The organism is Streptomyces sp. NPDC049915 (genome assembly GCF_040656475.1).
Taxonomy (GTDB): Bacteria; Actinomycetota; Actinomycetes; order Streptomycetales; family Streptomycetaceae; genus Streptomyces.
The window spans coordinates 179,539-205,954 of record NZ_JBFAMH010000011.1; the positions used below are offsets into that span (position 1 = coordinate 179,539).

The window sequence follows — 26,416 nt, forward strand, 5'->3', positions numbered from 1 at the left end:
GATCATTCATGACCGCGATCGGCTTGCGCAATAGGTGGCGGAACCTCCGCCTACGTCGAAACGGGGGACGCCGGGGGCCGGGCGGTGCACCGGACGGGCCCGGCACCGGCCCGGGCCACGGTCCGCCCGGCGCACGTCCCCCTTCCGATGCACCGCCCGGCCCCCGGCGTCCCCCGTTTCGTCGTAGGCGGAGGTTCCGCCACCTATTGCGCAAGCCGATCGCGGTCATGAATGATCAAGCCCGCTCCCGGCCGGCCGCCGCGCACCGACCACCCGCCGTACCGCATCGAACCGCGGCCCCGGGACGCCTGCACACGCGGCATTCGGCCGCGTCACACACGCATCGGGGGAACGATGACCGCTCAGGACGCCACCACCGCACCAGGCACGCCCACCGCGCCGGACAGCCCGGCTCCACCGGCCGGGGACCGCCCGGCGCCGCCCGCCCGGTCCCGGGCTGCCGCCCTGGGCGGCTGGGCCCTCACGATCGGGCTCAACGTGGCCGCCCCGATCCTCACCTACAACGCCCTGCGCGACCACGGCTGGAGCGAGTTCGCCGCGCTGCTCGCGAGCGGTGCCTGGCCGGTGCTCGACAGCGCCGTCCACCTGGCCTGGCGGCGCCGTTTCGACGAGTTCGCCGTCGTGACCCTGGTGTTCCTGGTGATCACAGCCGTGGTCTCGGTCGTCGGCCCCCGCTCGGCCCTGTCCCTGCTGATCAAGGACTCGGCCGTCACCGGCCTGTTCGGTCTGCTGTGCCTGGTCACGCTGCTGGCGCCGCGCCCGCTGATGTTCTACTTCGGCCGCAAGTTCGCCACCGACGGCACGGCCGCGAGCACCGCCTGGTGGAACGGCCTGTGGGAGTACGCGGGCTTCCGCACGACCCTGCGGACCATGACGACGGTCTGGGGCGTGGCCTACTGCCTGGAGGCCGGGGTGCGCATCGCGCTGGCCTGCACGCTGAGCACCGACACCATGGTCACCCTGAGCCCCGTCCTGATCTACGGCGTGCTCGGTGCCCTCGCCCTGTGGACGGCCGCTTACGGCAAGCGGGCCCGCCGCAAGGGCGAGCAGCACGCGGCAGCCATGACCGCCGCGCAGGCGTAGCGGCAGCCGCCGCCCGGACCGGGGGGCGCGCACTGTGTCCTTCGTCTCACCGTAGGACGATCTTGTTGCACACTGCGCGACGATCCGGTTCCCACCTGTTTCCGACCGGTTCCCGTCCGGCCCACCCGCTCTGAGAGAATGGCCCCATGGCCTCTGATCGACCCCGCGTGCTGTCCGGCATCCAGCCCACCGCCGGCTCGTTCCACCTCGGCAACTACCTCGGCGCCGTGCGCCAGTGGGTGGCCCTGCAGGAGTCCCATGACGCCTTCTACATGGTCGTCGACCTGCACGCGATCACGGTCCCGCAGGACCCGGCGGACCTGCGTGCCAACACCCGCCTCGCCGCCGCCCAGCTGCTCGCCGCCGGCCTGGACCCGGACCGCTGCACCCTCTTCGTGCAGAGCCACGTGCCCGAGCACGCCCAGCTCGCCTGGGTCATGAACTGCCTCACCGGCTTCGGTGAGGCCTCCCGCATGACCCAGTTCAAGGACAAGTCCGCCAAGCAGGGCGCCGACCGGGCCTCCGTCGGCCTGTTCACGTACCCGATCCTGCAGGTCGCCGACATCCTGCTGTACCAGGCGCACGAGGTGCCGGTCGGTGAGGACCAGCGCCAGCACATCGAGCTGACCCGTGACCTCGCCGAGCGCTTCAACGGCCGCTTCGGCGAGACCTTCACCGTGCCCAGGCCGTACATCCTCAAGGAGACGGCGAAGATCTACGACCTTCAGGACCCGTCGATCAAGATGAGCAAGTCGGCGTCCACGCCGAAGGGCCTCATCAACCTCCTCGACGAGCCGAAGACCACGGCGAAGAAGGTCAAGAGCGCCGTCACCGACACCGACACCGTCATCCGCTTCGACCCGGAGAACAAGCCGGGCGTGTCGAACCTCCTCAGCATCTATTCGACCCTCACCGGGGCGGGTATCACCGAGCTGGAGGAGAAGTACGACGGCAAGGGCTACGGCGCGCTCAAGACGGACCTGGCGGAGGTCATGGTCGAGTTCGTGACGCCGTTCCGGGAGCGCACCCAGAGTTACCTGGACGACCCGGAGACGCTGGACTCGATCCTCGCCAAGGGCGCGGAGAAGGCGCGTGCCGTGGCCGCGGAGACGCTGGCGCAGACCTACGACAAGGTCGGATTCCTGCCGGCCAAGCACTGACCCGGCCGGCACGACACCGAAGCGGAGACGGTACGGCGGCTCACCCTGCGCGGTGAGCCGTACAGCACACGTCCGGACCCGCGCAACACCGCGGCGGCAGCCGTACAGTCGATAACCGATGGCTGCCGCGGCAGCCACCCCTGCCCCGGACCCGCCGGGACAGCACGACGACAGGAGACGACGTGGGGACCGTAACGATCGGCGTGTCGATCGCGGTCCCGGAGCCTCACGGCAGCCTGCTCCAACAGCTGCGCGCGGGCTTCGGTGACGCCGCTGCCCACGGCATCCCCACGCATGTCACGCTGCTGCCGCCGACCGAGGTCGACGAGGCCGCCCTGCCGGACGTCGAGGCCCACCTCGCCCGGGTCGCCGCGGCCGGCCGCCCCTTCCCGATGCGGCTGAGGGGCACGGGCACCTTCCGCCCGCTGTCCCCGGTCGTGTACGTCAAGGTCGTCGAGGGCGCCCAGGAGTGCACCCGGCTCCAGCAGCAGGTCCGGGACGGCTCCGGTCCCATCGAGCGGGAGCTGCAGTTCCCCTACCACCCGCACGTCACGGTGGCGCACGGCATCGACGACGCCGCCATGGACCGCGCCTACGCCGAGCTCGCCGACTACGCGGCCGACTGGTCCTGCACCGGCTTCGCCCTGTACGAGCAGGGCGCCGACGGGGTGTGGCGCAAGCTGCGCGAGTTCACCTTCGGCGGCGCGGTGGTCCCGCCCCAGGCCGGCAGCGTCGAACAGGGCTCCCTGCGCTAGAGGGCGTCGCCCCAAGCGGCGCCTCCTAGAACGGCAGCCTGCGGAACATCCCCCGCGGCAGGTGCCGCAGCGCCGTCATCACCACGCGCAGGGTGCCCGGCACCCACACCGTCTCCGAGCGGCGGCGCAGGCCGAGTTCGATGGCGGCGGCGACCGCCTCCGGCGTCGTCGCGAGCGGTGATTCCTCCCGCTCGCCCGTCTGCGCGGTCCGCACGCTCCCAGGCCGTACGACCATGACGTGCACGCCGGTGCCGTGCAGCGCGTCGCCGAGGCCCTGCGCGAAGGCGTCCAGGCCGGCCTTGCTGGAGCCGTAGATGAAGTCCGAGCGGCGGGCCCGCTCGCCGGCCACGGAGGACAGCACGACGAGCGAGCCGTGCCCCTGGCCCTGCAGGGCGCGGGCGCTGACCAGGCCCGCGCTGAGGGCGCCGGTGTAGTTGGTCTGCGCGACGCGCACCGCGGCGGACGGCTCGCGTTCGTCGTGCGCCTGGTCGCCGGGCACCCCGAAGGCGAGCAGCACCAGATCGATGTCGCCCTCCGCGAACACCTTGCCGAGGACCGTCTCGTGGGCCTCGGAGTCGAGCGCGTCGAAGGCGACGGTGCGCACGTCGGCGCCGAGGGCGCGCAGGCTCTCGGCGGCCCGCTCCAGGCCGGGGGAGGGGCGCCCGGCCAGCCACACCGTGCGGGTGCGGCGGGCGATCAGCCGGCGCGCGGTGGCCAGCGCGATCTCGGACGTGCCGCCGAGGACGAGCAGGGACTGGGGAAGACCGAAGGCGTCCTTCACGAATGGCTCCTGGAGGTGGCGAGGGGTGTCTACAGGCTCAGGCGGCGGGCGAGGTCGGACGTGAACACCCCGCCCGGGTCGAGCTCCGCGCGCAGCCGGCGGAAGTCGGCCACGTGCGGGTACATCGCGGTGAGCAGGTCCGGGCGCAGCCGGGCGTCCTTGGCCAGGCAGACCCGGCCGCCCGCCGCGGCGACCTCCTCGTCCAGGCCGTCGAGGAGGGCGGCTAGGCCGGGCAGGTGCGCCGGGAGGTCCAGGGCGAGGCTCCAGCCCGGCGCCGGGAAGGACAGCCAGCCCGACCCGGCCTCCCCGAAGCGCTTCAGCACGGCCGGGAAGGACGGGCAGCGGTGCGCGCCGAGGCGGCGCACGATCCGGCGCAGGGCGTCCTCCTCGCCGTATCCGAGGAGGCACTGGTACTGCACGAGGCCGCCGCGCCCGTAGACGCGGTTCCAGTGCGGCACGCCGTCCAGGGGGTGGAAGAAGGCGGGGATCGGCCGCAGTTCGGTACGCGCGTGTGCCGCCCTGCGGTGCCGGAGTTCACCGGTCAGCGCGGCGGTGGTGCGGCCGAGCAGTCCCGTGGGGAGGAAGGCGGGCGGGGCGGGCAGCCGGCGGGGGCGGAAGGCCAGCGGTTCACGCCACGTGCGCGTGCCCGGGCGCAGGGCGGCCGCCGGCGCGTGGTCGGCGTGGGTGACGATGCCCCGGCCGGTGGCCGCGCCGCGGGCGAGCAGGTCGATCCGGGCGGTGGCGTGGCGGTGGCGCCGGGCGGCGTTCGCCAGGCGGGCCATCACCTCGTCGAGGTCACGGGCGCGTTCGGTGCCGACCGACATCAGGGCCGTCTCGACGGGCGGCAGCCGGAGCCTGGCGGTGAGGATCACCCCTGTCAGGCCCAGAGCGCCGACGGTCGCGTCGAACAGCGGGGTGCCCTGGCCGACGGTGTGCACGGAGCCGTCGGCGGTGAGGAGTTCGAAGGACAGCACGTGGCGGGAGAAGGCGCCCGCGACGGGGTGGTCGCTGCCGTGCACATCGCCGGCGATCGCCCCGCCGACCGTCACCTGGCGGGTGCCGGGGACGACCGGGACGAACCAGCCGAGCGGCAGCAGCACCTGCATCAGCCGGTGCAGGGAGACCCCGGCGTCGCACAGCACGGTCCCGTCGTCGGCGTCCACGACATGGATGCGGTCCAGGCCCGTCATGTCGAACACGCAGCCGCCGGCGTTCTGTGCCGCGTCCCCGTAGGCCCGGCCGAGCCCGCGCGCGATGCCTCCGCGGGCCCCGCAGTCGCGGACGGCGGCCACGGCCTGTGCGTAGTCGCGGGGGCGGATCAGCCGGGCGGTGGTGGGGGAGGTGCGGCCCCACCCGGTGACGGGCACGGTGTCGGTTGCCATGAAAAGACGCTATCGACACTAAATGCGGCGGTAGTTTACTAACATCCCGACTCTGAACGAAATGGGTGATAAGTGAGACAACGGCCGTGCATCACCGGGCCGTAGCCAGGGGAGATCACGAGCATGGACTGGCTGACAGGACTCCCCGTCATCGGACCGCCCCTGAAGCGGCTGATGACGACGCACGCGTGGCGGTCGTACGAGCGGCTGGACCGCGTGAAGTGGACACGGCTGGCCGCCGCGATGACGTTCGTCAGCTTCGTCTCGCTCTTCCCGCTGCTCACGGTCGCCGCCGCGGTCGCCGCCGCCACCCTCGGCGAGGATCAGCAGAAGACCCTCGAGAGCAAGATCGCCCAGCAGGTCCCCGGCATCTCCGACCAACTCGACATCAAGGGCCTGGTGGACAACGCCGGCACCGTCGGCCTCATCGCCGGCGCGGTGCTGCTGTTCACCGGCATCAACTGGGTCGGCCAGATGCGGGACTGCCTGCGCGCGGTGTGGGAGCTGCCGGACACGGCGGAGAACCCTCTGGTGAGCAGGGCGAAGGACGGCGGCATCCTGCTCGGTTTCGGCGGCGCGGTGCTCGTCACGCTCGCCGCCTCCACCGTCGCCTCCGCCGCCGTCGGCCGGCTCGCCCACCAGGCCGGCCTCGACGAACACGGCTGGGGCAGCGCCCTGCTGCGCGTCGCCGCGTTCGCCGTCGCCGTCCTCGCCGACTTCCTGCTCCTGCTGTACGTGCTGACCCTGCTGCCCGGCGTGGAGCCCACACGCCACCGCCTGACGGTCGCCGCCCTGCTCGGCGCGGTCGGCTTCGAACTGCTCAAGCTGCTGCTCAGCGGCTACATCCAGGGCGTCGCCGCGAAGAGCATGTACGGCGCGTTCGGCGTCCCCGTCGCCCTGCTGCTGTGGATCAACTTCACCTGCAAGCTGCTGCTGTACTGCGCCGCGTGGACGGCGACGCGCAGCAAGGAGGAGGAGGGCGTCGGAGTCGACGAGGAAGACGGCGCCGGCGCCGACGAGAGCGAGGGCGTCAGCGCCGACGCCCCGCCGGCCAACGGCGGTTGACGACGAACGCGCCGCCGCCCAGCAGCACCAGCACCCCGCCGGCGATGCCGAACGCGATCCCCATGCCGCTGGAGCCGCTCGCGGTCGCGGCGCTCGCCGCCGCCCTGCCGCCCGAGACCCCGCCGGACGCGGTGCCGCCCGCCGTGCCGGAGGAGGCCGTCGCGCCGGGCTGGGCGGCGCCGCTCACGCTCTTGGGCGCCACCAGCTCACCCACCGGCTGCACCTTCCCGGCCGCCTGGAAGCCCCAGTCGAGCAGCCGCGCGGTCTCCTTGTAGACCTCGTTGTGCTCGCTCTTCTCCGGGTGCATCACCGTGACGAGCAGCACATGCCCGCCCCGCTCGGCGACGCCGGTGAAGGTGGCGCCCGCGTTGGTGGTGTTGCCGTTCTTCACGCCCGCGATGCCCTGGTAGACGGGGACGTCGTGGTCGGTGCCGCTCAGCAGGCGATTGGTGTTCTGGATCTCGAAGGGCTGACGGATGACTTTGCCCGACTTGTCCTTCTTCGTCCCGCCCGGGAACTCGGCCTTCACCGTCGAGCAGTACTCGCGGAAGTCCTTCTTCTGCAGCCCGGAACGGGCGAACAGCGTCAGGTCGTAGGCCGAGGAGACCTGCCCGGGCGCGTCGTAGCCGTCGGGGCTGAGCACGTGCGTGTCGAGCGCCTGGAGCTCCTCGGCGTGCTGGTTCATCTCCTTCACGGTGGCCTCGACGCCGCCGTTCATCGACGACAGCACATGCACCGCGTCGTTGCCGGAGCGCAGGAAGACACCGAGCCACAGGTCGTGGACCGTGTAGGTCTCGTTCTCCTTTATCCCGACCAGGCTGGAGCCGGCGCCCATGCCCGCCAGGTCGGCCGCCACCACCTTGTGCTGTGTGGAGGCGGGGAACTTCGGCAGCACCGTGTCCGCGAACAGCATCTTCATCGTGCTCGCCGGCGCCAGCCGCCAGTGCGCGTTGTGCGCGGCCAGCACCTCACCCGACTCGGCGTCGGCCACGATCCAGGAACGCGCGGTGACGTCCTTGGGCAGCACCGGGACACCGGCGGCCAGGTTGACCTGCGTACCCGGCCGGCCGAGTTGCGCGCCGCCCACCTGGGACATGGACGCGGGGGGTGTGACGGACGGACTGGGCGGGGGAGCCGGGGCCGCGAGGGCCGCCGGCGCGGTCAGCGCGAGGGACAACAGGGTCGCGGAGGTGACCAGCAGGGATCGCCTGCGGGTCCTGCGGTGAGCGGGCACGACGCAGAACGTACCTCCCGCGCCCGTCGAAGTCCCGCCCCGCCCCCCACCCCGGACACGGAACCGGACACCCGGCGGCGATACTGGAGGTATGAAGCTCAGCCGCCGGGTCTCGTGGTTCCTGCTCGCCTTCGGGGTCTGGAGCCTCGTCATCTGGGTCACTTTCATCAAGAATTTGATCAAGGACAGCAGCGGGCTCGCCTTCGACGACGGGCACCCGACGGCGTACTTCTGGGTGCACCTGCTGCTCGCGGTCGTTTCCTTCGTATTGGGGACGGCCATCGGAGTCATCGGGTTGCGTGGAGTGCGCGCACTGCGCCGCATGTCATAACCGACCGGCCGGAACCGGACAGCAACGGGGGACACGCACGGTGGTCATCGTCTTCGCGCTGGTGGCGCTGCTCGCACTGGCCGTCGTCGTGTCGGCGAACTGGTACGTGTGGCGGCGCCTGTTCCGCGACACGACCGAGGGTCCCGGCCGCACCCGCCGCCTGGGCGCCGTCCTGATCGCGGGCGGCTGGGCGCTGGCCGTCGGCGCGCTCGTCGCCGAACGCACCGGCGCCCCCTTCTGGCTCCAGCGCGTCCTTGCCTGGCCGGGCTTCCTGTGGCTGGCCCTGTCCATCTACCTGCTGCTGGCCGTCCTCGCGGGCGAGCTGCTACGGCCGTTGCTCCTGCGGCTGCCGCGGCGGCGCGGGAGAGCCGGGGCTGCCGTACCGCGGCCGGAATCCGCCCCCGCGGCCACGCTCCCGGAGCCCGCGGAGCCGCCCACGCCCGCCGCCGATCCCTCCCGCCGTCTGGTCGTCTCCCGCGTCGTCGCCGGCGCGGCGGCCGCCGCGGCCGTCGGCACCGTCGGATCCGGCACCTACGGCGTGCTGCGCGGCCCGAGCGTGAAGCGCGTCACAGTGCCGCTCGCCAAACTGCCGCGCGCCGCGCACGGTTACCGGATCGCCGTGGTCAGCGACATCCACCTCGGCCCGATCCTGGGCCGCGGCTTCGCCCAGAAGGTCGTCGACACGGTCAACGCCACCCAGCCCGACCTGATCGCGGTCGTCGGCGACCTCGTCGACGGCAGCGTCAAGGACCTCGGCCCGGCCGCGGCGCCGCTCGCCCGGCTGAGGGCACGGCACGGCGCGTACTTCGTCACCGGCAACCACGAGTACTTCTCCGGCGCCGCAAGCTGGGTCGAGGAGGTCCGGCGGCTCGGCATGCACCCCCTGGAGAACGCCCGCACCGAGATGCCGTGGTTCGACCTCGCCGGCGTCAACGACGTACAGGGCGAGAGCGAGGGCCACGGCCCGGACTTCACCCGCGCCCTCGGCGACCGGGACACCGCGCGCGCGTGCGTGCTGCTCGCCCACCAGCCGGTGCAGATCCACGAGGCCGTCCGGCACGGCGTCGACCTGCAGCTCTCCGGCCACACCCACGGCGGCCAGCTCTGGCCCGGCAACCTCGTCGCGGCGGCCGCCAACCCGACCGTGGCGGGTCTGGAGCGCTACGGCGACACCCAGCTGTACGTCAGCCGCGGCGCCGGCGCCTGGGGTCCGCCGACCCGCGTCGGCGCTCCCTCGGACATCACGGTGATCGAACTGGCCTCACGGCACGCCTGAACGAACCTTCACGAATCAACCAAATCCTCTTCCCTCACATGAAACTCCTGTGATTAATTGAGCCGCGCCACTAATAGGGGAGTGGCCGCCACTTGGGGGAGTGGCACATGCACAGGGGGCCCTGATCGGGCCCGTGGGAGGGCAACACGACCATGCGATCACCTCGCATGCGCGTTCTGGCGGCCGTACTCGTCCTGGCGGCCGTCGGTGTGATCGGCTGGCAGATGCTGCCGTCACAGGACGACAAGAACAAGACGATCGTGGTCGGTACGACGGACACCATCACGTCACTCGACCCGGCCGGAGCCTACGACGCCGGTTCCTGGGCTCTGTTCAGCAACGTCTTCCAGTCGCTGCTGACCTATGAGCCGGGCGGTACGCAACCCGTGCCGGACGCGGCCAAGAGCTGCTCCTTCGTCGCGGGCAGCCTGCGCACCTACCGCTGTGAACTGCGGGACGACCTGTCGTTCCCCAACGGCCGCGCGGTGAGTGCGAAGGACGTGAAGTTCTCCTTCGACCGCATCAAGAAGATCAACTCGGATGTGGGTCCGGGGTCCCTGCTGTCCACGCTCGCCTCGGTGGACGCCCAGGGCCGCACGGTCACCTTCCATCTGTCCACACCGGACGCCACCTTCCCGTTCAAGGTGGCCACCGGCGCCGGTTCCATCGTCGACGCCGAGCAGTACCCGGCCGACGCGTTGCGCGAAGGCACCGCCGTCGACGGCACCGGACCGTACGAGCTGGCGTCGTACACCAAGGACGGTAAGGCCGTCCTGAAGCCCAACTCCCGCTACCGGGGCGCCATCAAGAACACCGGCGCGCCCATCGAGCTGCGCTACTACAAGGACCCGACGGCCCTGCAGGGCGCCTGGAAGGCCAAGCAGGTCGACGTCGCCACCCGCCAGCTGCCGCCGGAGGTCCTCGCCGGGCTCAACGCCAGCGACCCCGGCCAGCGCGTCTTCGAGGCCGACAGCTCCGAGACCCGCAACCTGTACTTCAACACCCACAAGGGCGCCCCGCTGCACGACGCGCGCGTGCGGCGGGCCGTGGCCTGGCTGATCAACCGCGAGCAGCTCGCCGGCGACGTCTACGACGGCACGGTGGAGCCGCTGTACTCGCTGATCCCGACCGGCATCATCGGCCACACCGCGTCGTTCTTCGACAGCTACCCCAAGCAGAACACCGCCGAGGCGCGGAAGCTGCTCACCGAGGCCGGCGTCAGCCTGCCGGTCCGCTTCACCTACGGCTACGGCATCGGCAGCGGCGCCGCCGAGCAGGAGGCGAAGGAGCTCAAGCGGCAACTGGAGGCGAGCGGCCTGTTCCAGGTCGACGTCAAGGGCTATGAGTGGACGGACTTCCAGAAGCACTGGGCGACCGGCAAGCTCGACGCGTACGCCGTCGGCTGGGTCGCCGACTACCCGGACCCGGACACCTTCACGAGCCCGCTCATCGGCAGCGACGCCACCATGAACACCGGCTACGGCGACACGACGGTCGACGCCCTGATCCGCGCCTCGCAGCAGTACGCCGACCGCAGCCGCTCCGCCGTGGACTTCCGCCGGCTGCAGGGACGGATCGCCGACGACGTGCCGGTGATCCCGCTGTGGCAGAGCAAGGAGTACGTGGTCACGAAGGTGGACGTCAGCGGCGGCCAGTACCTGTCCGACGGCAACGGCGTGTTCCGGCTGTGGCAGCTGACGTGGATCTGACGGTATTCCGTCGAGAGGCCGACGAGGGCCGGGCCCCGATCACCGGGCCCGGTCCTCGCCCCCCGGCGCCGGCAGCATCTTCGTCATGCCCGGCAGGAAGTCCGTGAACAGCTCGTGGACCTCGCGCACCAGCGGGCGCAGCACCCGGAAGCGGGCCAGCGCCACGCCCCGCGCGGTGATGCGCGCGCCCCGCTCGGCGAGCCGGTAGCTGCGCTCGCGGCCCGGGGTCCGGTCGAAGATCCAGTACAGCACGAGCCCCATCTGCGCGAGCCACATCAACTCGGGCAGGGCCTCGCGCAGTTCCTCGGGCACCTTCGTCTTCACCGCCCCGCGCAGCACCTCCCGGTGGACGCTGATCGCCTCCTCGCGCGCGTGCTCCGACTCCTGCGAGAAGGGGCTGAGCGGGCTGTCCGGGTCGGCGGCGTTCTTGAAGAACTGCACCGCGAACTCGTGGTACGGCGCCGCCACGTCCAGCCACGTCCTCAGCACGCCGGCGAGCCGCGCCTCGAAGTCGCTCTCCCGCTCCAGGACGCCGCGGACCGCCGCCTGGTGCTCGGCGGCGATCCGGTCGTAGAAGCCCTGGATCAGGTGCTCCTTGCCGGCGAAGTAGTAGTAGGCGTTGCCGACGGAGACACCGGCCTCCTGGGCGATGGCCCGCATGGTCGTCTTGTCGTAGCCCCGCTCCTGGAACAGCCGCATCGCCGTCTCCAGGATCAGCGCACGGGTCTGTTCCGACTTCTCGGACTTCGGGGTCACGGGGCCCTCATGCGGGCTGTCGTTCTTGGCGGGCACGACACCAGAGCCTAGTCAGTGGCGCAGGCGCCGTCGTCACAGCCGGGTGGGTCGTACGTCCAGCCGGCCCCGGGTTCGTACGACCACCCGTCGCCGCGCCGGTACACCCGGCCGCCCCACCCCTGCTGCCGGCCCCGCCACTTGGCGGCGGCGAGCACGGCACCCCGGGCGAGTTTCGCGCCCGCCGGGGTGCTGAGGCGGTGGGCGAGCGGGCGGTGCTCGCGCAGGGCCCACAGTACGACGATCCAGGCGGCGGTGTCCCGGTAGACCTGGCCGCCGTCGCCGACGACGGTGACCTCCTCGAGCGTGGCCCCGTGGTCGAGGCCCGGGAAGCGCCGCCGGGCCTCGACCGACCCGGCGGGGACCAGCTCCAGCGGCACCAGCTGCGGCTGCCGTGTGAGCCAGTCCCGCAGGAACGTGCACAGGGCGCACCGGGCGTCGTACAGGACGGTGAGCCCGCGCAGTGCCGGTGCGCCGGTCACGACGCTCACGCCCCGGTGCTCGGCGCCACCCAGCCCTGCGGCGGGACGGGCGGCACCTGCTCGCGCTCCATCACGCCGCGCCGCCGGATCCGGTTGAGCACGTACACGTTGCCCAGGTGCATCACGCCGAGCACGAGCAGGACCACGCCGATCTTGGTGGACAAGGCCTCGAAGATGCCGCGGGTGTCCTCGATGGTTTCGTCGCCGCTCAGGTACAGGGCGACGAAACCGAGGTTGACGAGGTAGAAGCCGACGACCAGGAGGTGGTTGACGGCCTCGGCGAGCTTTTCGTTGCCGTGCAGGACGTCGGCCAGGAAGATCCGCCCGTTGCGGCTGAGGGTCCGGGCCACCCAGACGGTCAGCCCGATGCTGACGACCAGGTAGATGACGTAGGCGATGACGGTGCGGTCCATGCCCCACCCCTTCTTGAACGCGTTCAAAACGCTGACAGTGATGACTGTAGACCTGTTTTTGAACGTGTTCAACTCTGGGTCGGCTCAGCCCCGGCGCGCCAGCTCCGGCCGCTTGCTGTAGTCCGTGAACCCGATGACGTTGCCCCAGGGGTCGGCGATCTCCACGGTCCACCCGGTGGCCACGGCGAAGGGCATCTCCAGTGGCGTGATCCCGGCCCCGACGAGCCGCAGCGCGGCGAGTCGCGCATCGGGTACCTCCACCCACACCCGCGGGGTGGGCCACGCGGGCGACCGGTGCCCCAGCGCGTCCTCCTGCCGCAGCAGCACACCCGGCGTCTCCCCGCCGACCTTCAGCAGCGCGATCCCGGCCTCGTCCAGCCGGAACCCGACGACGAACCCGGCCCGCTCGTAGAACCCCACGGCTTCCCCGAGCTCCCCGACAGGCAACACGACGTTGTCGAACCCGAGCAGCTCGTACGACTCTTCGTCAGACATGTCGTCACATTAGAGCGCGTCAGTGAGGAAACCCGACAAAAACGCCCGAGGGTCCCGTCCGCCTTCCGCCGACCGGCGCGATGCGTGCTGGTCGGTGCGGACGCGTTCCGTTCCGCGCTGGAAGGTTCCAGACGGAGGGCCGTTGCCGTGCCGTATGCGAATTCCGATACCTCCGCGATACACGGAACCGGGGATGCCCGCCGACATGCGGGACCGGATACGCCCGCGTTGCACGGAGCAGCCGCCCCGGACGCGGCGAGGGCCCCGCTTCCGGAGTCGGAAACGGGGCCCTCGGGGCCGAGCCGGGCGACCGGCGGGAAGGTCAGTAGCGGCGCGTGATCAGCGCGCGCTTCACTTCCTGGATCGCCTTCGTGACCTCGATGCCGCGCGGGCAGGCGTCGGTGCAGTTGAACGTCGTGCGGCAGCGCCAGACGCCGTCCTTGTCGTTCAGGATCTCCAGGCGCTGCTCGCCGGCCTCGTCACGCGAGTCGAAGATGAAGCGGTGCGCGTTGACGATGGCCGCCGGGCCGAAGTACTGGCCGTCGTTCCAGAAGACCGGGCAGGACGACGTGCACGCGGCGCACAGGATGCACTTCGTGGTGTCGTCGAAGCGCTCGCGGTCCTCGGCGGACTGCAGACGCTCACGCGTCGGCTCGTTGGTGTCCTTCGTGATCAGGAAGGGCATCACGTCCCGGTACGCCTGGAAGAACGGCTCCATGTCGACCACGAGGTCCTTCAGGACCGTCAGGCCCTTGATGGGCTCGACCGTGATCGGCTTCTCCGGGTTGATGTCCTTGATCAGCGTCTTGCACGCCAGACGGTTCTTGCCGTTGATCCGCATCGCGTCGGAGCCGCAGATGCCGTGGGCGCAGGAGCGGCGGAAGGTCAGCGTGCCGTCCAGGTCCCACTTGATCTTGTGGAGGCCGTCGAGGACGCGCTCCTTGGGGTCGATCTCCAGCTGGAAGTCTTCCCAGGTCGCCTCGGCCGAGACCTCCGGGTTGAACCGGCGGACCCGGAACGTGACGGTGATGTAGGGGGAGTCGGCGAAACCGGGCTCGGGCCGGCCGGCCGCTTCGTCCTTGTCCAGAACAGGGGTAGCCATCAGTACTTACGCTCCATCGGCTGGTAGCGGGTCTGGACGACCGGCTTGTAGTCGAGACGGATGGACTCGGTCCCGTCGGCGCCGACCTCGCGGTACGCCATGGTGTGGCGCATGAAGTTGACGTCGTCGCGGTTCGGGTAGTCCTCGCGGTAGTGACCGCCACGGGACTCCTTGCGGGCCAGCGCGGACACCGCCATGACCTCGGCCAGGTCGAGCAGGTTGCCCAGCTCGATGGCCTCCAGCAGGTCCGTGTTGAACCGCTTGCCCTTGTCCTGGATCGCCACGTTCTTGTAGCGCTCACGCAGCTCGGCGATCTTCTCGACGGCCGTCTTGATCGTCTGCTCGGTGCGGAACACCATGACGTTGGCGTCCATGGTGTCCTGCAGCTCGCGCCGCAGCTCCGCCACCCGCTCGGTGCCGGTCGAGCTGCGCAGACGCTCGATCTGCTCCACGACGAGGGACTCGGGGGTCTCCGGCAGCTCGACGTAGTCCGCCTTCTGCGCGTACTCCGCGGCGGCGATGCCGGCCCGCTTGCCGAAGACGTTGATGTCCAGCAGGGAGTTCGTGCCCAGACGGTTGGCGCCGTGCACGGACACGCAGGCCACCTCGCCGGCCGCGTACAGGCCCGGGACGACGGTGGTGTTGTCCGCCAGGACCTCACCCTCGACGTTCGTCGGGATGCCGCCCATGGCGTAGTGCGCGGTGGGCTGGATCGGGATCGGGTCCGTGTACGGCTCGATGCCGAGGTAGGTGCGCGCGAACTCCGTGATGTCGGGCAGCTTGGCGTCCAGCTGCTCCGGCGGGAGGTGGGTGAGGTCCAGGTAGACGTGGTCGCCCTCGGGACCGCAGCCGCGGCCCTCACGGATCTCCGTGTAGATCGAGCGCGAGACGACGTCACGGGACGCCAGGTCCTTCATGACGGGCGCGTACTTCTCCATGAAGCGCTCGCCGTCCTTGTTGCGCAGGATGCCGCCCTCACCGCGGGCACCCTCGGTGAGCAGGATGCCCATGCGCCAGATGCCGGTCGGGTGGAACTGGAAGAACTCCATGTCCTCCAGCGGGATGCCCCGGCGGTACACCGCGGCCTGGCCGTCACCGGTCAGGGTGTGCGCGTTGGACGTCACCTTGAAGAACTTGCCGCAGCCGCCGGACGCGTAGATCACGGACTTCGCCTGGAAGACGTGGATCTCACCGGTGGCCAGCTCGTACGCCACGACACCGGCCGAGCGCTTGACGCCGTCGACCTCGGTGATCAGCTGGTCCAGGACGTAGAACTCGTTGAAGAACTCCACGCCCTCCTTGACGCAGTTCTGGTACAGCGTCTGGAGGATCATGTGGCCGGTGCGGTCGGCCGCGTAGCAGGAGCGGCGGACCGGCGCCTCGCCGTGGTTGCGCGAGTGACCGCCGAAGCGGCGCTGGTCGATGGTGCCGTTCGGGGTCCGGTTGAACGGCAGGCCCATCTTCTCCAGGTCGAGGACCGAGTCGATGGCCTCCTTCGCCAGGATCTCGGCGGCGTCCTGGTCGACCAGGTAGTCACCGCCCTTGACCGTGTCGAAGGTGTGCCACTCCCAGTTGTCCTCCTCCACGTTCGCCAGCGCGGCGGCCATGCCGCCCTGCGCGGCGCCCGTGTGGGAGCGGGTGGGGTAGAGCTTCGTCAGGACGGCCGTGCGGCTGCGCTTGGTCGCCTCGATGGCGGCCCGCATACCGGCGCCACCGGCGCCGACGATGACGGTGTCGTACTTGTGGATCTTCATGATTCTCGCAGCCCCGTGCCTAGCGGATGTTCGGGTCGAAGGTGAAGATCACCAGCGTGCCCAGCAGGATGGTGAACACCGTGGCGGTGTAGAGCAGGCCCTTGAGCCACAGGCGGGTGTTCGCGCGCTCCGCGTAGTCGTTGATGACCGTGCGCAGGCCGTTGGCGCCGTGCAGCATCGCCAGCCAGAGCATCAGCAGGTCCCAGACCTGCCAGAACGGCGAGGCCCAGCGGCCGGCCACGAAGGCGAAGCCGATCTTGGACACGCCGCCGTCCAGCACCAGCTGGATCAGCAGGTGGCCGATGACCAGGACGACCAGCACGACGCCGGACAGGCGCATGAAGAGCCAGGCCGCCATCTCGAAGTTGCCCCGGGTCGACTTCGGGGTCTTCTTGGTGCGCTTGCGAGGGGCCTCGATGAAGGGCGCCGGGTTGTCGACGGAGTAGACGGCTCCGCCCTCGACCGGCCCGATACCCGAAGCGGTGGTTTCAGTGGTGGACATGCGCGTCAGCTCCCGAACAGAACACGAGCGGCGTGGCCGAGGACGGGGTAGATCGCCCCGATCATCAGCACGATCCAGATGCCCACGACGGTCCAGAGCATCTGCTTCTGGTAGCGCGGGCCCTTGGACCAGAAGTCGACGGCGATGACGCGGAGGCCGTTGAGCGCGTGGAAGAGGATGGCCGCGACGAGGCCGTACTCAAGGCAGGCGACGATCGGCGTCTTGTAGGTGGATACGACCTTGTCGTAGTCCTCGGGAGAGACACGGACGAGGGCGGTGTCCAGCACGTGAACGAACAGGAAGAAGAAAATGAGGACGCCGGTGACTCGATGAGCCACCCAGGACCACATTCCTTCCCGGCCGCGGTACAGCGTTCCAGCCGGCACGGAAGTTTCCTCCGGGAGCGGGGGTTGGGGCCGCGCCGGCTTCGGGTGTCGGTCGGGCCCGGCCGGGTACGGTCCACCGGCCCCCAGCATCGTAGCGACGCGCTGGCGCTGAGCCTCGCCGGGGTCCCCCGGTGTGATCAAACTGGCACGTAAAGAGGTACGGGTGGGCTAGTGGGGCCCCTGAGGTGGGGCTTTTGCGGTGCTTTGCCGGGTGCCGGCTGTCAGTGGTGGCCGGTCGAGGCCACGCGGCGGACGCCGCACATCGGACTACAGCCCCGCGTTCCTGACGTGCGACGCCAGACGTTCCTTCGCCAGGCGGCGGAGTTCCTCCGCCGCCACCACCCGTTCCTCCTCGGGGTCGTTCGCCAATCGTGACCGGATGGCTTCCAGGACGTGATCCAGGGCCTCCGTGGGCGGAGCGCCGTCCAGACAGATGACGAACGTGTGTCCGAATCTGGCCTCGTAGGCCGCGTTCGCCGCCGTCAGGGCCGTGTGGGCCGCTCCATAGGTGTCGGCGGGGAGCGGCGGCAGGGCCTCCGCGGTCAGCGCCTCCGTCAGGTCCGTGGGGGCGAGGTCGTAGGCGGCCTCGTCGGACGCGGCCAGCAGGGCGTCCAGCGTGGGAAACGGCCGGTGGTCGGCGATGCGGCGAGCCCAGCGCAGGCTGCGCAGGCAGCGCAGCAGGGCGCGCACGGCCTGGTCGGCGGGCGCGTCGTTGAAGACCCCCAGACCGGCCGGCGGCCGCGGGACGCGCGGCTGCTCGGGCAGTGTCGGTATGGCGACGTTGCCGGGGAGACGGGGAAGACGGTGCGCGGGCAGCGTGAGTCCTCGGCGTGGGTGATGTGTGGGTCGGCAGGGGATCATGTGAGAGATGTGACACCACGTTATCGACAATGGTCACGGTGTGTCCGACGGATACCCGGATTTCACCCGCACGGGAGAGTGTCGGGATGTGAGGTGGACACTCCCGGGGACGGGCCGGACGCGGTGCGCGCCGTGCGGAGTCGTACGTTGGCGGGGTGAGCCAGCACAGGCGCAAGCACAGCAGGCACAACAGGCCCAGCACGCGGAACAGGCAGGGGCGGCTCGTCGTCGTGGCGGCGATCGCCGGGACCGTCGCGCTCGGCGTCGGCGTCGGGGTGTGGGCCTCGGCGGGCGGCGGGCCCTCCGGCGGCCCGACGGCACAGGCGCGGCCCTCCGAGGCCGGGTCCGGCGCGTCAGCCGGCCGGACGGCGTCCGGCAGGCCCTCCGCCGCACCCGGCCCCACCCGCTCCTCCGCGCTGTCCACCGCCCCGCGCACCATCCCGGCGGTGCGGGCGCACACCCCGGCGCGCGGACCGGGCTGGCGTCCCGCACACGGCTCCCGGGTCGTCGTCAGCGATGCCGAGCTGGCCGACGAGGGCAGGCTGATCGCCGGTGAGCTGGGGCTCGCCTACGGCGGGCGGCGCGACGACGTGCGCGCCGGTGACGTACGACTGGCGCTCGGCGGCGGCGAGAGCGGCAACCCGGAGTCGTACACCATGACCGTGCGCGGCGGGCGGGTGGTGATCAGCGGGCCCGGGGAGGCGGGCGTCTTCTACGGCACCCGCACGCTGAAGCAGGAGGTGCGCGGGGCGGGCAGCGCGCCGGAGGGTGTGGTGCGCGACGAGCCGGCGAAGCCGGTGCGCGGGTTCATGCTTGACATCGCGCGCAAGCCGTTCACCGCCGGCTGGATCGAGGACCGCATCCGCGAGCTCGGCGATCTGAAGTTCAACGAGCTGGGGCTGCACTTCTCCGACGACCAGGGGTTCCGGATCGAGTCCGGCAGCCACCCGGAGATCGTCTCCCCGGACCACCTCACCAAGGCGCAGGTCAAGCGGATCGTCCAGCTCGCCGCGAGCCGGCACATCACCGTCGTGCCGGAGATCGACTCGCCGGGGCACCTCGGCGCCGTGATCGCCGCCCACCCCGATCTGAAGCTCGTCAGCGCGCGCGGCAACGTGGCGCGCGGCGCCGTCGACGTCTCCGAGGACGCGGCCGCCCGGATCGTCGACGACCTGCTCGACGAGTACGCCGACGTGTTCCCCGGAGACAAATGGAACCTCGGCGGCGACGAGTACCAGGCGCTGATGGCGAAGAACCCCGCGGCGAGCTACCCGCAGCTCGCGGCCGCCGCCCGCGAGGCCCACGGCCCCTCCGCCACCATCGCCGACCTCGCCACCGGCTGGCTCGACGACCGCGCCGACACCGTCCGCGCCCACGACCGCACCCTGCGCGCCTGGAACGACGGCTTCTACCGGGGGACGTCGGTGCGGCCCGCCGGCGATCTCCAGGTGGCGTACTGGACCGGCAAGGAGATCGGGGCCCGGCAGCCCGTGGAGTACCTGAGCGCGGGCCGCAAGGTGATCAACTACAACGACACGTACCTCTACTACGTCCTCGGGCAGCCCAACCAGTTCTTCTACCCGACCGGGCAGCGCATCTACGAGGAGTGGAGTCCGCGCGTGCTGCGCGGCACCCAGCCGGTCCCCGCCCGCTACGACGGGCAGATCCTCGGCGGCTCGTTCGCCGTCTGGGGCGACTTCCCCCACGCCCAGACCCAGGACCAGGTCGCGGCCGGCATCCGGATGCCGCTGCGGGCGACGGCGCAGAAGCTCTGGAACCCGGGCAGGCCCGCTCTGTCCTGGACACAGTTCAAGTCCCTGGCCGCCAGGCTCGGCTGATCCGTTCCCCGGACCGGCTGCGGCGGGCCGTGCACGGGGTGCCCGTCCTGTTCGGGTACGTCAGGGAAGCGCCTGCGCGGTGGCCCGGTCCGCTGGCCGAAAATACCTGCTTCGCCTTCCTCGACCGGTTCGGTGTGGTACCCCTGTGACACTGCGCGGGCGTCGCACGCAGTAAGGGGAAGTACGGGCTCCGTAAGGGATGGCGCCCCGTCGAGGGAGGCGTGGATGAGCCTGGTGGTCCTCATCTCGCAAGCTGACGAACGCGGGCTGGCCGCGAGCGGACTGGCTTGTTTGGATCGGTGCCTGCCCCTGCTGGGCGGCGACGACGAGACGTTGCGGCCCCTGTGGGGCAATCTCGCGGACGGCACGGCCGACGCCGGCGGCGCCTGGGGCGACCTGCTCGACGCGGCACGCGGCAAGCTCGCGCTGTCCGCCGATGCCGGCGACGAGGCGACCCTGCTGGCCCAGCGGATGCTCGCCGCCGCGCCCGGCGAACGGTTCGCGCCGCAGGTGCGGGTGTGGGCGGACGCCTGCTCGGTCGCCTCGCTGCAGATCCACCGGCTGCTCGACCCCACCGAGGACACCTCCGGCGTCGACGCGCGCCGCCAGGGCCGTACCGACGGCATCTCCCCGCTGGTCGCCGCCGAGCTGCGCCGCCAGGTCACCGTCCTCGAAGTCCTCGCCGAACACGGCACGTCCGGCCTGCGCCGGGCGCTGGACGTCTCCACCGAGGGCCGCCGGGTGCTGCGCGCGGTGGTCTCACGCCGGTCCCGCGGACGGGCCTGAACCCCGTAACGGCTCCTTGAAACCCGCCGCGCCGGGCGGGTCCTGTGACCGTCGTGCGGGGGCGCTGGGGCGGACTCGCGCCGGTTCGCCGAACACCCCGGAAACCCCGTGACACCGCACCGGCCCGGCGCGCTCTTGGGTACGTGACGACTGTTAGCCACCAGCACACGACCTGGCACCAGCGGACGCCCGGGCAGGACGGCAGACCGCAGGCCGCCGCCAAACCCGCACGGTGGGCGGCCGACGTGGTGGCCACCATGCGCGAGGGCGCCCGCCTCCACCTCGACTATTCGGCGCAGAGCCTGTGGCGCGTCGACCGGATGATCGAGGAGATACGGCGCGAGGGCGCCCCCGAAGCCGCCGTGGCGACCGTGCTGCGCGGATTCGGCGCCTACGCCGGCGAGGTGATCGTCCGCCAGGCCGGCGCCGAGTGGTGGACGAGCGGCGGCGACCACTGGGTGCGCACCCCCGACGGCAAGCTCTGGGATCCGATGGACGAGGCCCACCGCACCTACGCGGGCCACGGCTCCCTGCGCCTGCTGTGCCGGGACGCGACGACGCCCGACTGACACCGCCCGGCACGCCCCGACGTACGAGCGCCGCGAAGGCCGTACGCCCGCGCCCGGTTTCGCTGTGGCCATGCACACCCTTGCGGCCCGTGACGCCCAAGGTCCGGCATCCGCTTGGTAGTCGGGGGGAGCCACGGGGTTCCTCCCGGGACCGAGCGAGGGGGAGCCCATGGACACCGCGCACCAACGCGGGCCGTACGCACGCCGGATGCGATCGCACGCGGCGGCCTTCGTCGCCCGTGCGAGCACCAGCCATCGGCTGCCGCTCGACTACTCCGTGCGCAGCCTGCGCGTCGTGGACTTCATCGTCGACGGACTGCGCAAGGGCGGCGCCGACCGCGAGCGCGTGGCCGGCACGCTGTTCGGGCTCGGCGCCTACGTCGGTGAGGTCCTCGTGCGCCGGGCGGGCGCCGCCTGGGTGGACCTCGACGCCGATCAGCGCGGCTGCTTCGGGCAGGCGGTCGGGGTGCGGATGCCCGACGGCCGGGTCTGGAACCCCCTCGGCAAGGTCCTCAACCGCTTCTCGGTGGGCGCCCCCGAGGACTCGCTGCAGACCTTCTATCTCACCCTGCACGGCCGGGCCCGGCGGGCGGCCGTCTGACATGCTGTGACACTTCCGTGAGCCACGACGCTGATGACCGTGGAGGCGTGGACGACGAACGAGGGCGGTCTTGGGCCAGGGAGGCAAATCCCGGCGTGCGCAGGCGTACGACGGAGAGCTGGGCGCGGCGGTCGCACGGGCCCAGGCGGGTGACGAGGCCGCTTTCGCGGTCGCGTACCGGATCGTGCAGCCCGGTCTGCTCGGCTATCTGCGCGGCCTGGTGGGGGAGGACGCCGAGGACGTGGCCTCCGACGCCTGGCTGGAGATAGCCCGCGACCTCGGGCGATTCAAGGGCGACGGCGCGGGCTTTCGCGGCTGGACGGCCACCATCGCCCGGCACCGGGCGCTGGACCATCTGCGCCGCCGGCGCTCACGGCCGCGCCCGGCGGCCCTGGACGCGGAGCTGCTGGAGCTGCCCGGGCCGCACAGCACGCACGACCAGGCGCTGGAGTCGCTCTCCACCGAGCAGACCCTCGCCCTCGTGCGCGAACTGCCCCGCGACCAGGCCGAGGCGGTGCTGCTGCGGGTCGTCGTCGGGCTCGACGGCCCCGCGGCGGCACGGGTCCTCGGCAAACGCCCGGGCGCGGTCCGCACCGCCGCCCACCGGGGGCTGCGGCGACTCGCCCGGCAGCTCGGCGTGGCGGCCCCGGCGGGCGAAGGTGTGACGGATGAGGCTTCCCGGACGCTGGGGGAGTCGAAATGAACGGTGGCGGCGGCAGGCCGTACACCCCACAGCAGGGGTCCGGCCAAGCGGGCCGGACGGAGAGGGACGGACACGGACATGGGTGACACGCACAGGGGCGGCGAGCCGCACACTCGCCGGCACACCCACCCTGGCGCGCCCGCGTCCGCGACTCACGCCGCCGACGGCGTCCCGACGCCGTCCGGCGACCGCGGCACGCCCGGCTCCCCGCCGCCGTCCGGCGACCGCGGCACGCCCGGCTCCCCGCCGCCGTCCGGCGCGCCCGCGGCCGGGGGCGACCGGCTCGCGCTGGAGGACCTGCTGGCCGCCGCGATCCTGAGCCGTGAGGTCGATCCGGATGCCGAGCAGCGCGCTGTGGCCGCGTTCCGTGCGGCGCGGGACTCGGGCGCCCACCGGGCCGGCACCCGGCGGCGTGACGACTGGCAGCCCCGCCCCCGGCGCCCCCGGCGCTCGCTGAAGGCCGTGCTGTCCGTGCTGGCGGCGAGCCTCACCCTCGGGGGTGTCGCCTTCGCGGCGATCGGCACTCCCGACTCCCCCTCCGACGGCCCCGGCGGCCCGGACGGCGGGCGGCGCGGATCACGGTCCGCCACCGGCGCCCCCGGCAACGCGGCGGAAACGTCCGCCGCCACGGCGCCCGGCACCCCCGCCGGCCTGCCCCGCACCGGACCGCCCGGACGCCCCGACCGGCCCGGGACGGCTCAGGACACCGAGGCCCACTGCCGCGCCTGGCAGCAGGTCCGGGACAACGGCAAGACACTCGACGCCACGGCCTGGCAGCGGCTCGTCGCGGCCGCGGGCGGCGCGAACCGGGTCGAGGCGTACTGCGCCGAGCAGCTCGGGCACCCGGGCGCGAGCCCGGCCGCCCACCCCACCGCGGCGAACCGGCCCACCCAGCCGGGCCACGGCACGGAACACAGCGGCCGGCCGGACGACCAGGCCACTCAGCCGCACGGCGGAAGCGGGAAGACGCAGAAAGCGAAGAAATAGGCCACCGGGGAGCAGGTGAACCCCGCTGTCACCGGTGTGCCGTGCCGCCATGGCAACGGCCGGGGCCGCCACCCCCCACAGGAGAGGCCCCGGCCGTCGCGCGACACGGGCCGCGCGGCGGCCCGTACTTCCTACAGCGCCGAGCGTGCGTTTTCTGTCACACCCCGTCGGCATCCGTGCGCGTCACGAGATGGTTGCATCCCGGTCCGACATGGACGAGCAGCGGTTTAAGGCCGTAACGTGCCTTTCGCGCCGGACCGCGGGGGGCCCGGACCACCGCGACCACCTGCGGTCTTGAACCGCGACCATCGATCGAGGAACCAGGGTGCTGGGGGACGACGCGGAGCTGACAGCCGCGGTGCGTGCGGCGCAGGACGGGGACGAGACCGCGTTCCGTGCCGTGTACCGCACCGTACATCCACGGCTGCTCGGATACGTCAGGACGCTCGTCGGCGACCTCGAAGCGGAGGACGTCGCCTCCGAGGCGTGGCTGCAGATCGCCCGCGATCTGGAGCGCTTCGAGGGGGACGCCGACCGCTTCCGCGGCTGGGCCGCGCGGATCGCGCGCAACCGGGCGCTGGACCATATACGCATGCGCGGCCGCCGCCCCGCCGTCGGCGGCGACGAGACCGAGCTGACCGGCCGCCCCGCGGACTCCGACACCGCGGGCGAGGCCATGGAGGCGCTGGCCACCGACCGCGCCCTGTCCCTCATCGCCCGGCTGCCGCAGGACCAGGCCGAGGCGGTCGTGCTGCGTGTGGTCGTCGGCCTCGACGCCAAGACCGCGGCACAGACCCTCGGCAAGCGGCCGGGAGCCGTGCGCACAGCCGCGCACCGCGGCCTGAAGAAGCTCGCCGAGCTGCTCGGGGAGCGCCCGGACGGCGATCCGGAATCGGCCGGCGTGCTCGACGCGCTGCCGCAGCAGAGAGAACCGCGCGCCCGCGCGGTGACGTCCGCCGGTGTGACGCAACGATGGGCGCGGACGCAGAAGGACATGTGATGGCCGACGAGCAGTACAGGTGGCTGGACCGCGAGACGGCGGAGCGTCTGCTGCGCGGCGAGCCGCCGGCCACCGTCCCCCCTGACGCCCGTGAGCAGGCCGAACGGCTCGCCCGGGCCCTGGGTGCGCTGTCCGCCGTACCGGAGGAGGCCGACACCGGACTCGCCGGCGAGAACGCGGCCCTGGCCGCCTTCCGCGCGGCGCGCACCGCGCGCACCGCGCACACCGGCGACGCCGCCCGCGTCCCGGACAACGGTGTCGTCCGGCTCGGCGCCGGGCAACCGCCAGGCCGTCGCGCCCGCTGGGGCCGTCCGCTGCGGCTGGCGCTGTGTGCCGTCGTGGCCGTCGGCACGGTCGGCGGCGTCGCGGTCGCGGCCGGGACCGGGGTGCTCCCGGCGTTCGGCGGCGCCGAGCCCGATCCCCGCGTGTCGGTGTCGGCCGACGCCACGGGCGAGCACCCGCCGGCCACGCCCTCGCCGGACGGCACCGGAACGGCCTCCGCCGGCACCACCGCGGGCTCCGGCACCGCGCGCGACGGCGACCGTGACACCGCGGGCGGCCCGGACTCCGCCGACGGCCGTGGCGCGGACGCCGCGCGGCGCCGGATCACCGAGGCCTGCCAGGACCTGCGGGGCGGCCGCGCGCTGGACGGCGACCGCCGGCGCGCCCTGGAAACCGCGGCGGGCGGTGCCCCGCGCGTGGGCGCGTACTGCAGGACGGTCCTCGCCGCTCCCGGAGCCGGCTCCGGTCAGGACGGGGCGGGCCACACGCGGGGCGGCAGTGGCCGCGGCTCCACCGGTGCGGGCAAGGGCTCGTCCGGCAAGGGCGGCAGCCACGGCGCCACGGCGGGCGGTACCGGCAACGCCGACCAGGGCGGCAAAGGCGCCGGCGGCCAGACCGGCGGCCAGGGTGGTGACAAGGGCGGTGACCAGGGCGGCGGCACAGGCGGGCACAGCGGTGGTGACAGCGGTGGTGACAGCGGCGGCGCCAAGGCCGGAGGCGAAGACGGCGGCAAAGGCAGCGGCCAGGGCGGTGACGGCGGCGGCCACGGCGGATCCGGCGGCCACGGTCATGGCCCGTCCGGCGGCCAAGGCCACGGTCACGGCCCGTCGGGCGGCCGGGGTCAGGGCCGCAGCGGCCACGTGACGACCCCGTCGCACGCCCCCTGACCTGCGGTGATGCAACTGGTGGAAAAATTTTCGGGCAGGGTGTGACGTTTTCTGCCGCAGGGGCGCAGTAATGAGTGAGCCGACTGGTCATCGGCCGTCGCACTGAGCCGGGGTTCCCCCCGTACCTACGGCTCGTGCACCTGGCGCGGGCGGGGCACGTTCCCCCGGTCCCGCCCGCGCCCGTCTCACTCTCCCTGCCACCCGCGGTGTCACCAGTACACGACGACCTTGTCGCCGTTGCGGACCTGCGCGAAGAGCGCTGCGATCGCCGTCTCGTCCCGGACGTTGACACAGCCGTGCGAGCCGCCGGCGTAACCCCGGGCGGCGAAGTCGTAGGAGTAGTGCACCGCCTGGCCGCCGCTGAAGAACATCGCGTACGGCATCGGTGAGTCGTACAGCGTCGACACGTGGTGCCGGGACTTCCAGTACACGTGGAAGACACCTTCCCGCGTCGGCGTGTACTGCGAGCCGAAGCGGACCGACATGGTCGACACCGTCCGCCCGTCGATCATCCAGCGCAGGGTGCGGCTGGACTTGCTGATGCACAGCACCCGGCCGGTCAGGCAGCGCGGGTCCGGCGCGGCGGCGGGCTGGCCACCCATCAGATACAGCTCCCACTTGCCGGGTTCGTGCGTCATCCGCAGCAGCCGCTGCCAGGTCACCGTGTCGACCCGTCCGGTCCGCGGCAGCCCGCGCTTGCCCTGGAAGCCCTTGACGGCCTGCTCGGTGAGGTCGTCGTAGCTGCCGGTCGGACCGTCGAACAGCCACGCCACCTGCCGTAGCCGGGCCTGGAGTTCACGCACGTACCGCCCGCTGTCGCCGGGCGCGAGCAGCACCCGCGGCGCGGCGGCCGGCTTGCCGTCGGAGGAGTCCGGGGAGCCGGGGGAGCCACTGGAGGAGTGCGACGGTCCACGGGACGGCGAGGACGCACCGGGCAGGTCGATGTGGACCGGCGAGCGCTGCCCGCCGCCCGCGCCCTGCACGGTGCAGCCGCCGAGCGTCACCACCGCCACCACGGCAGCCCCCACGCCGGCCGATCTGATCATGCCCGTTGTACGCATCGCGGACCCCCGCCGTCTCACCGCTTCGGGTTGGTGTCCTTCTGATGCTTTCCAGGCGTGACGCCTCGCGAACGGCGCGGCATCGTTGTGAGCAAGGTCCCAGTGTGGGGCACTCCAC

General features: G+C 72.2%; 28 protein-coding genes. 15 read left to right on the forward strand and 13 right to left on the reverse strand.

Going from position 1 to position 26,416, the window contains the following annotated elements; translation table 11 throughout:
* Positions 1-354 precede the first annotated feature (354 nt).
* The 3 genes from AB0J12_RS21140 (at position 355) to AB0J12_RS21150 (ending at position 3,019) form a co-directional block, all read left to right on the forward strand.
* On the forward strand, positions 355-1,104 hold the full coding sequence (locus tag AB0J12_RS21140; protein WP_363265854.1) for a VC0807 family protein: 750 nt from the start codon (positions 355-357) through the stop codon (positions 1,102-1,104).
* Between the two features lie 146 nt (positions 1,105-1,250).
* Positions 1,251-2,264, forward strand: coding sequence for a tryptophan--tRNA ligase (trpS, locus tag AB0J12_RS21145; RefSeq protein ID WP_363265855.1), 1,014 nt, complete (start codon positions 1,251-1,253; stop codon positions 2,262-2,264).
* Between the two features lie 182 nt (positions 2,265-2,446).
* A complete protein-coding gene (locus AB0J12_RS21150) occupies positions 2,447-3,019 on the forward strand; it encodes a 2'-5' RNA ligase family protein (protein ID WP_363265856.1) in 573 nt (190 codons plus the stop codon).
* Positions 3,020-3,044: 25 nt separating this feature from the next.
* On the opposite strand, the gene AB0J12_RS21155 is transcribed toward AB0J12_RS21150, so the two are convergent.
* Both AB0J12_RS21155 and AB0J12_RS21160 read right to left on the reverse strand, forming a co-directional pair.
* Positions 3,045-3,800: a decaprenylphospho-beta-D-erythro-pentofuranosid-2-ulose 2-reductase gene (locus tag AB0J12_RS21155; RefSeq protein WP_363265857.1), complete on the reverse strand. Its 756-nt coding sequence runs from the start codon at positions 3,798-3,800 to the stop codon at positions 3,045-3,047.
* A gap of 29 nt (positions 3,801-3,829) precedes the next feature.
* Positions 3,830-5,182 (reverse strand): FAD-binding oxidoreductase, encoded by a 1,353-nt coding sequence (locus AB0J12_RS21160; protein ID WP_363265858.1) that lies wholly within the window; start codon positions 5,180-5,182, stop codon positions 3,830-3,832.
* Between the two features lie 123 nt (positions 5,183-5,305).
* On the opposite strand from AB0J12_RS21160, the gene AB0J12_RS21165 reads away from it, so the two are divergent.
* Positions 5,306-6,247, forward strand: coding sequence for a YihY/virulence factor BrkB family protein (locus AB0J12_RS21165; RefSeq protein WP_363265859.1), 942 nt, complete (start codon positions 5,306-5,308; stop codon positions 6,245-6,247).
* Here the strand turns inward: AB0J12_RS21165 and AB0J12_RS21170 are convergent.
* Positions 6,213-7,481 carry a D-alanyl-D-alanine carboxypeptidase gene (locus tag AB0J12_RS21170; protein WP_363265860.1) on the reverse strand — a complete coding sequence of 423 codons (1,269 nt, stop codon included), beginning with the start codon at positions 7,479-7,481 and terminating at the stop codon, positions 6,213-6,215. The two genes, AB0J12_RS21165 and AB0J12_RS21170, sit on opposite strands and share 35 nt — an antisense overlap.
* A gap of 91 nt (positions 7,482-7,572) precedes the next feature.
* On the opposite strand from AB0J12_RS21170, the gene AB0J12_RS21175 reads away from it, so the two are divergent.
* The 3 genes from AB0J12_RS21175 (at position 7,573) to AB0J12_RS21185 (ending at position 10,797) form a co-directional block, all read left to right on the forward strand.
* The gene (locus AB0J12_RS21175; protein WP_363265862.1) at positions 7,573-7,812 is read left to right on the forward strand and encodes a hypothetical protein; all 240 of its coding nucleotides are present in this window, start codon (positions 7,573-7,575) and stop codon (positions 7,810-7,812) included.
* 40 nt (positions 7,813-7,852) lie between these two features.
* Entirely contained in the window at positions 7,853-9,088 is a 1,236-nt protein-coding gene (locus AB0J12_RS21180) for a metallophosphoesterase (protein ID WP_363265863.1), read from the forward strand.
* A 167-nt stretch (positions 9,089-9,255) separates the two neighbouring features.
* Positions 9,256-10,797, forward strand: coding sequence for an ABC transporter substrate-binding protein (locus AB0J12_RS21185; protein WP_363265864.1), 1,542 nt, complete (start codon positions 9,256-9,258; stop codon positions 10,795-10,797).
* Between the two features lie 39 nt (positions 10,798-10,836).
* Here AB0J12_RS21185 and AB0J12_RS21190 read toward each other — a convergent pair whose 3' ends face one another.
* From AB0J12_RS21190 to AB0J12_RS21230, 9 genes are all read right to left on the reverse strand, one after another.
* A complete protein-coding gene (locus AB0J12_RS21190; RefSeq protein WP_363265865.1) occupies positions 10,837-11,589 on the reverse strand; it encodes a TetR family transcriptional regulator in 753 nt (250 codons plus the stop codon).
* Between the two features lie 11 nt (positions 11,590-11,600).
* Positions 11,601-12,071, reverse strand: a complete 471-nt coding sequence (locus AB0J12_RS21195; protein WP_363265926.1) for a DCC1-like thiol-disulfide oxidoreductase family protein — start codon at positions 12,069-12,071, stop codon at positions 11,601-11,603.
* A 5-nt stretch (positions 12,072-12,076) separates the two neighbouring features.
* A complete protein-coding gene (locus tag AB0J12_RS21200; protein WP_363265866.1) occupies positions 12,077-12,484 on the reverse strand; it encodes a hypothetical protein in 408 nt (135 codons plus the stop codon).
* Positions 12,485-12,568: 84 nt separating this feature from the next.
* Entirely contained in the window at positions 12,569-12,979 is a 411-nt protein-coding gene (locus AB0J12_RS21205; protein WP_363265867.1) for a VOC family protein, read from the reverse strand.
* A 322-nt stretch (positions 12,980-13,301) separates the two neighbouring features.
* Positions 13,302-14,081, reverse strand: a complete 780-nt coding sequence (locus AB0J12_RS21210) for a succinate dehydrogenase iron-sulfur subunit (RefSeq protein ID WP_363265868.1) — start codon at positions 14,079-14,081, stop codon at positions 13,302-13,304.
* Positions 14,081-15,835 carry a succinate dehydrogenase flavoprotein subunit gene (gene sdhA / locus AB0J12_RS21215; RefSeq protein WP_363265869.1) on the reverse strand — a complete coding sequence of 585 codons (1,755 nt, stop codon included), beginning with the start codon at positions 15,833-15,835 and terminating at the stop codon, positions 14,081-14,083. Before sdhA ends, AB0J12_RS21210 begins: the two co-directional genes overlap by 1 nt.
* A gap of 19 nt (positions 15,836-15,854) precedes the next feature.
* Positions 15,855-16,337, reverse strand: coding sequence for a succinate dehydrogenase hydrophobic membrane anchor subunit (locus tag AB0J12_RS21220; protein WP_363265870.1), 483 nt, complete (start codon positions 16,335-16,337; stop codon positions 15,855-15,857).
* 5 nt (positions 16,338-16,342) lie between these two features.
* A complete protein-coding gene (sdhC, locus tag AB0J12_RS21225; protein WP_363265871.1) occupies positions 16,343-16,723 on the reverse strand; it encodes a succinate dehydrogenase, cytochrome b556 subunit in 381 nt (126 codons plus the stop codon).
* A 267-nt stretch (positions 16,724-16,990) separates the two neighbouring features.
* Positions 16,991-17,584 carry a 2-oxo-4-hydroxy-4-carboxy-5-ureidoimidazoline decarboxylase gene (locus tag AB0J12_RS21230; RefSeq protein ID WP_363265872.1) on the reverse strand — a complete coding sequence of 198 codons (594 nt, stop codon included), beginning with the start codon at positions 17,582-17,584 and terminating at the stop codon, positions 16,991-16,993.
* Positions 17,585-17,814: 230 nt separating this feature from the next.
* Here AB0J12_RS21230 and AB0J12_RS21235 point away from each other — a divergent pair, with 230 nt between their 5' ends.
* The 8 genes from AB0J12_RS21235 to AB0J12_RS21270 all read left to right on the forward strand — a co-directional run bounded on the left by AB0J12_RS21235 (position 17,815) and on the right by AB0J12_RS21270 (position 25,237).
* Positions 17,815-19,422: a glycoside hydrolase family 20 protein gene (locus AB0J12_RS21235; RefSeq protein ID WP_363265927.1), complete on the forward strand. Its 1,608-nt coding sequence runs from the start codon at positions 17,815-17,817 to the stop codon at positions 19,420-19,422.
* 225 nt (positions 19,423-19,647) lie between these two features.
* Complete coding sequence (locus AB0J12_RS21240) at positions 19,648-20,208, forward strand: hypothetical protein (protein WP_363265873.1); 561 nt, start codon at positions 19,648-19,650, stop codon at positions 20,206-20,208.
* A 143-nt stretch (positions 20,209-20,351) separates the two neighbouring features.
* The gene (locus AB0J12_RS21245; protein WP_363265874.1) at positions 20,352-20,777 is read left to right on the forward strand and encodes a hypothetical protein; all 426 of its coding nucleotides are present in this window, start codon (positions 20,352-20,354) and stop codon (positions 20,775-20,777) included.
* 208 nt (positions 20,778-20,985) lie between these two features.
* Positions 20,986-21,378 (forward strand): hypothetical protein, encoded by a 393-nt coding sequence (locus AB0J12_RS21250; protein WP_363265875.1) that lies wholly within the window; start codon positions 20,986-20,988, stop codon positions 21,376-21,378.
* 70 nt (positions 21,379-21,448) lie between these two features.
* Positions 21,449-22,081 carry an RNA polymerase sigma factor gene (locus tag AB0J12_RS21255; protein ID WP_363265876.1) on the forward strand — a complete coding sequence of 211 codons (633 nt, stop codon included), beginning with the start codon at positions 21,449-21,451 and terminating at the stop codon, positions 22,079-22,081.
* A 78-nt stretch (positions 22,082-22,159) separates the two neighbouring features.
* Positions 22,160-23,068, forward strand: coding sequence for a hypothetical protein (locus tag AB0J12_RS21260; RefSeq protein WP_363265877.1), 909 nt, complete (start codon positions 22,160-22,162; stop codon positions 23,066-23,068).
* Positions 23,069-23,393: 325 nt separating this feature from the next.
* Positions 23,394-24,068, forward strand: coding sequence for an RNA polymerase sigma factor (locus AB0J12_RS21265; RefSeq protein ID WP_363265878.1), 675 nt, complete (start codon positions 23,394-23,396; stop codon positions 24,066-24,068).
* A complete protein-coding gene (locus tag AB0J12_RS21270) occupies positions 24,068-25,237 on the forward strand; it encodes a hypothetical protein (RefSeq protein WP_363265879.1) in 1,170 nt (389 codons plus the stop codon). The genes AB0J12_RS21265 and AB0J12_RS21270 overlap by 1 nt, the downstream gene beginning before the upstream one ends.
* A 209-nt stretch (positions 25,238-25,446) precedes the next feature.
* Here AB0J12_RS21270 and AB0J12_RS21275 read toward each other — a convergent pair whose 3' ends face one another.
* A complete protein-coding gene (locus AB0J12_RS21275) occupies positions 25,447-26,298 on the reverse strand; it encodes a L,D-transpeptidase family protein (RefSeq protein ID WP_363265880.1) in 852 nt (283 codons plus the stop codon).
* Between the last annotated feature and the right edge of the window lie 118 nt (positions 26,299-26,416).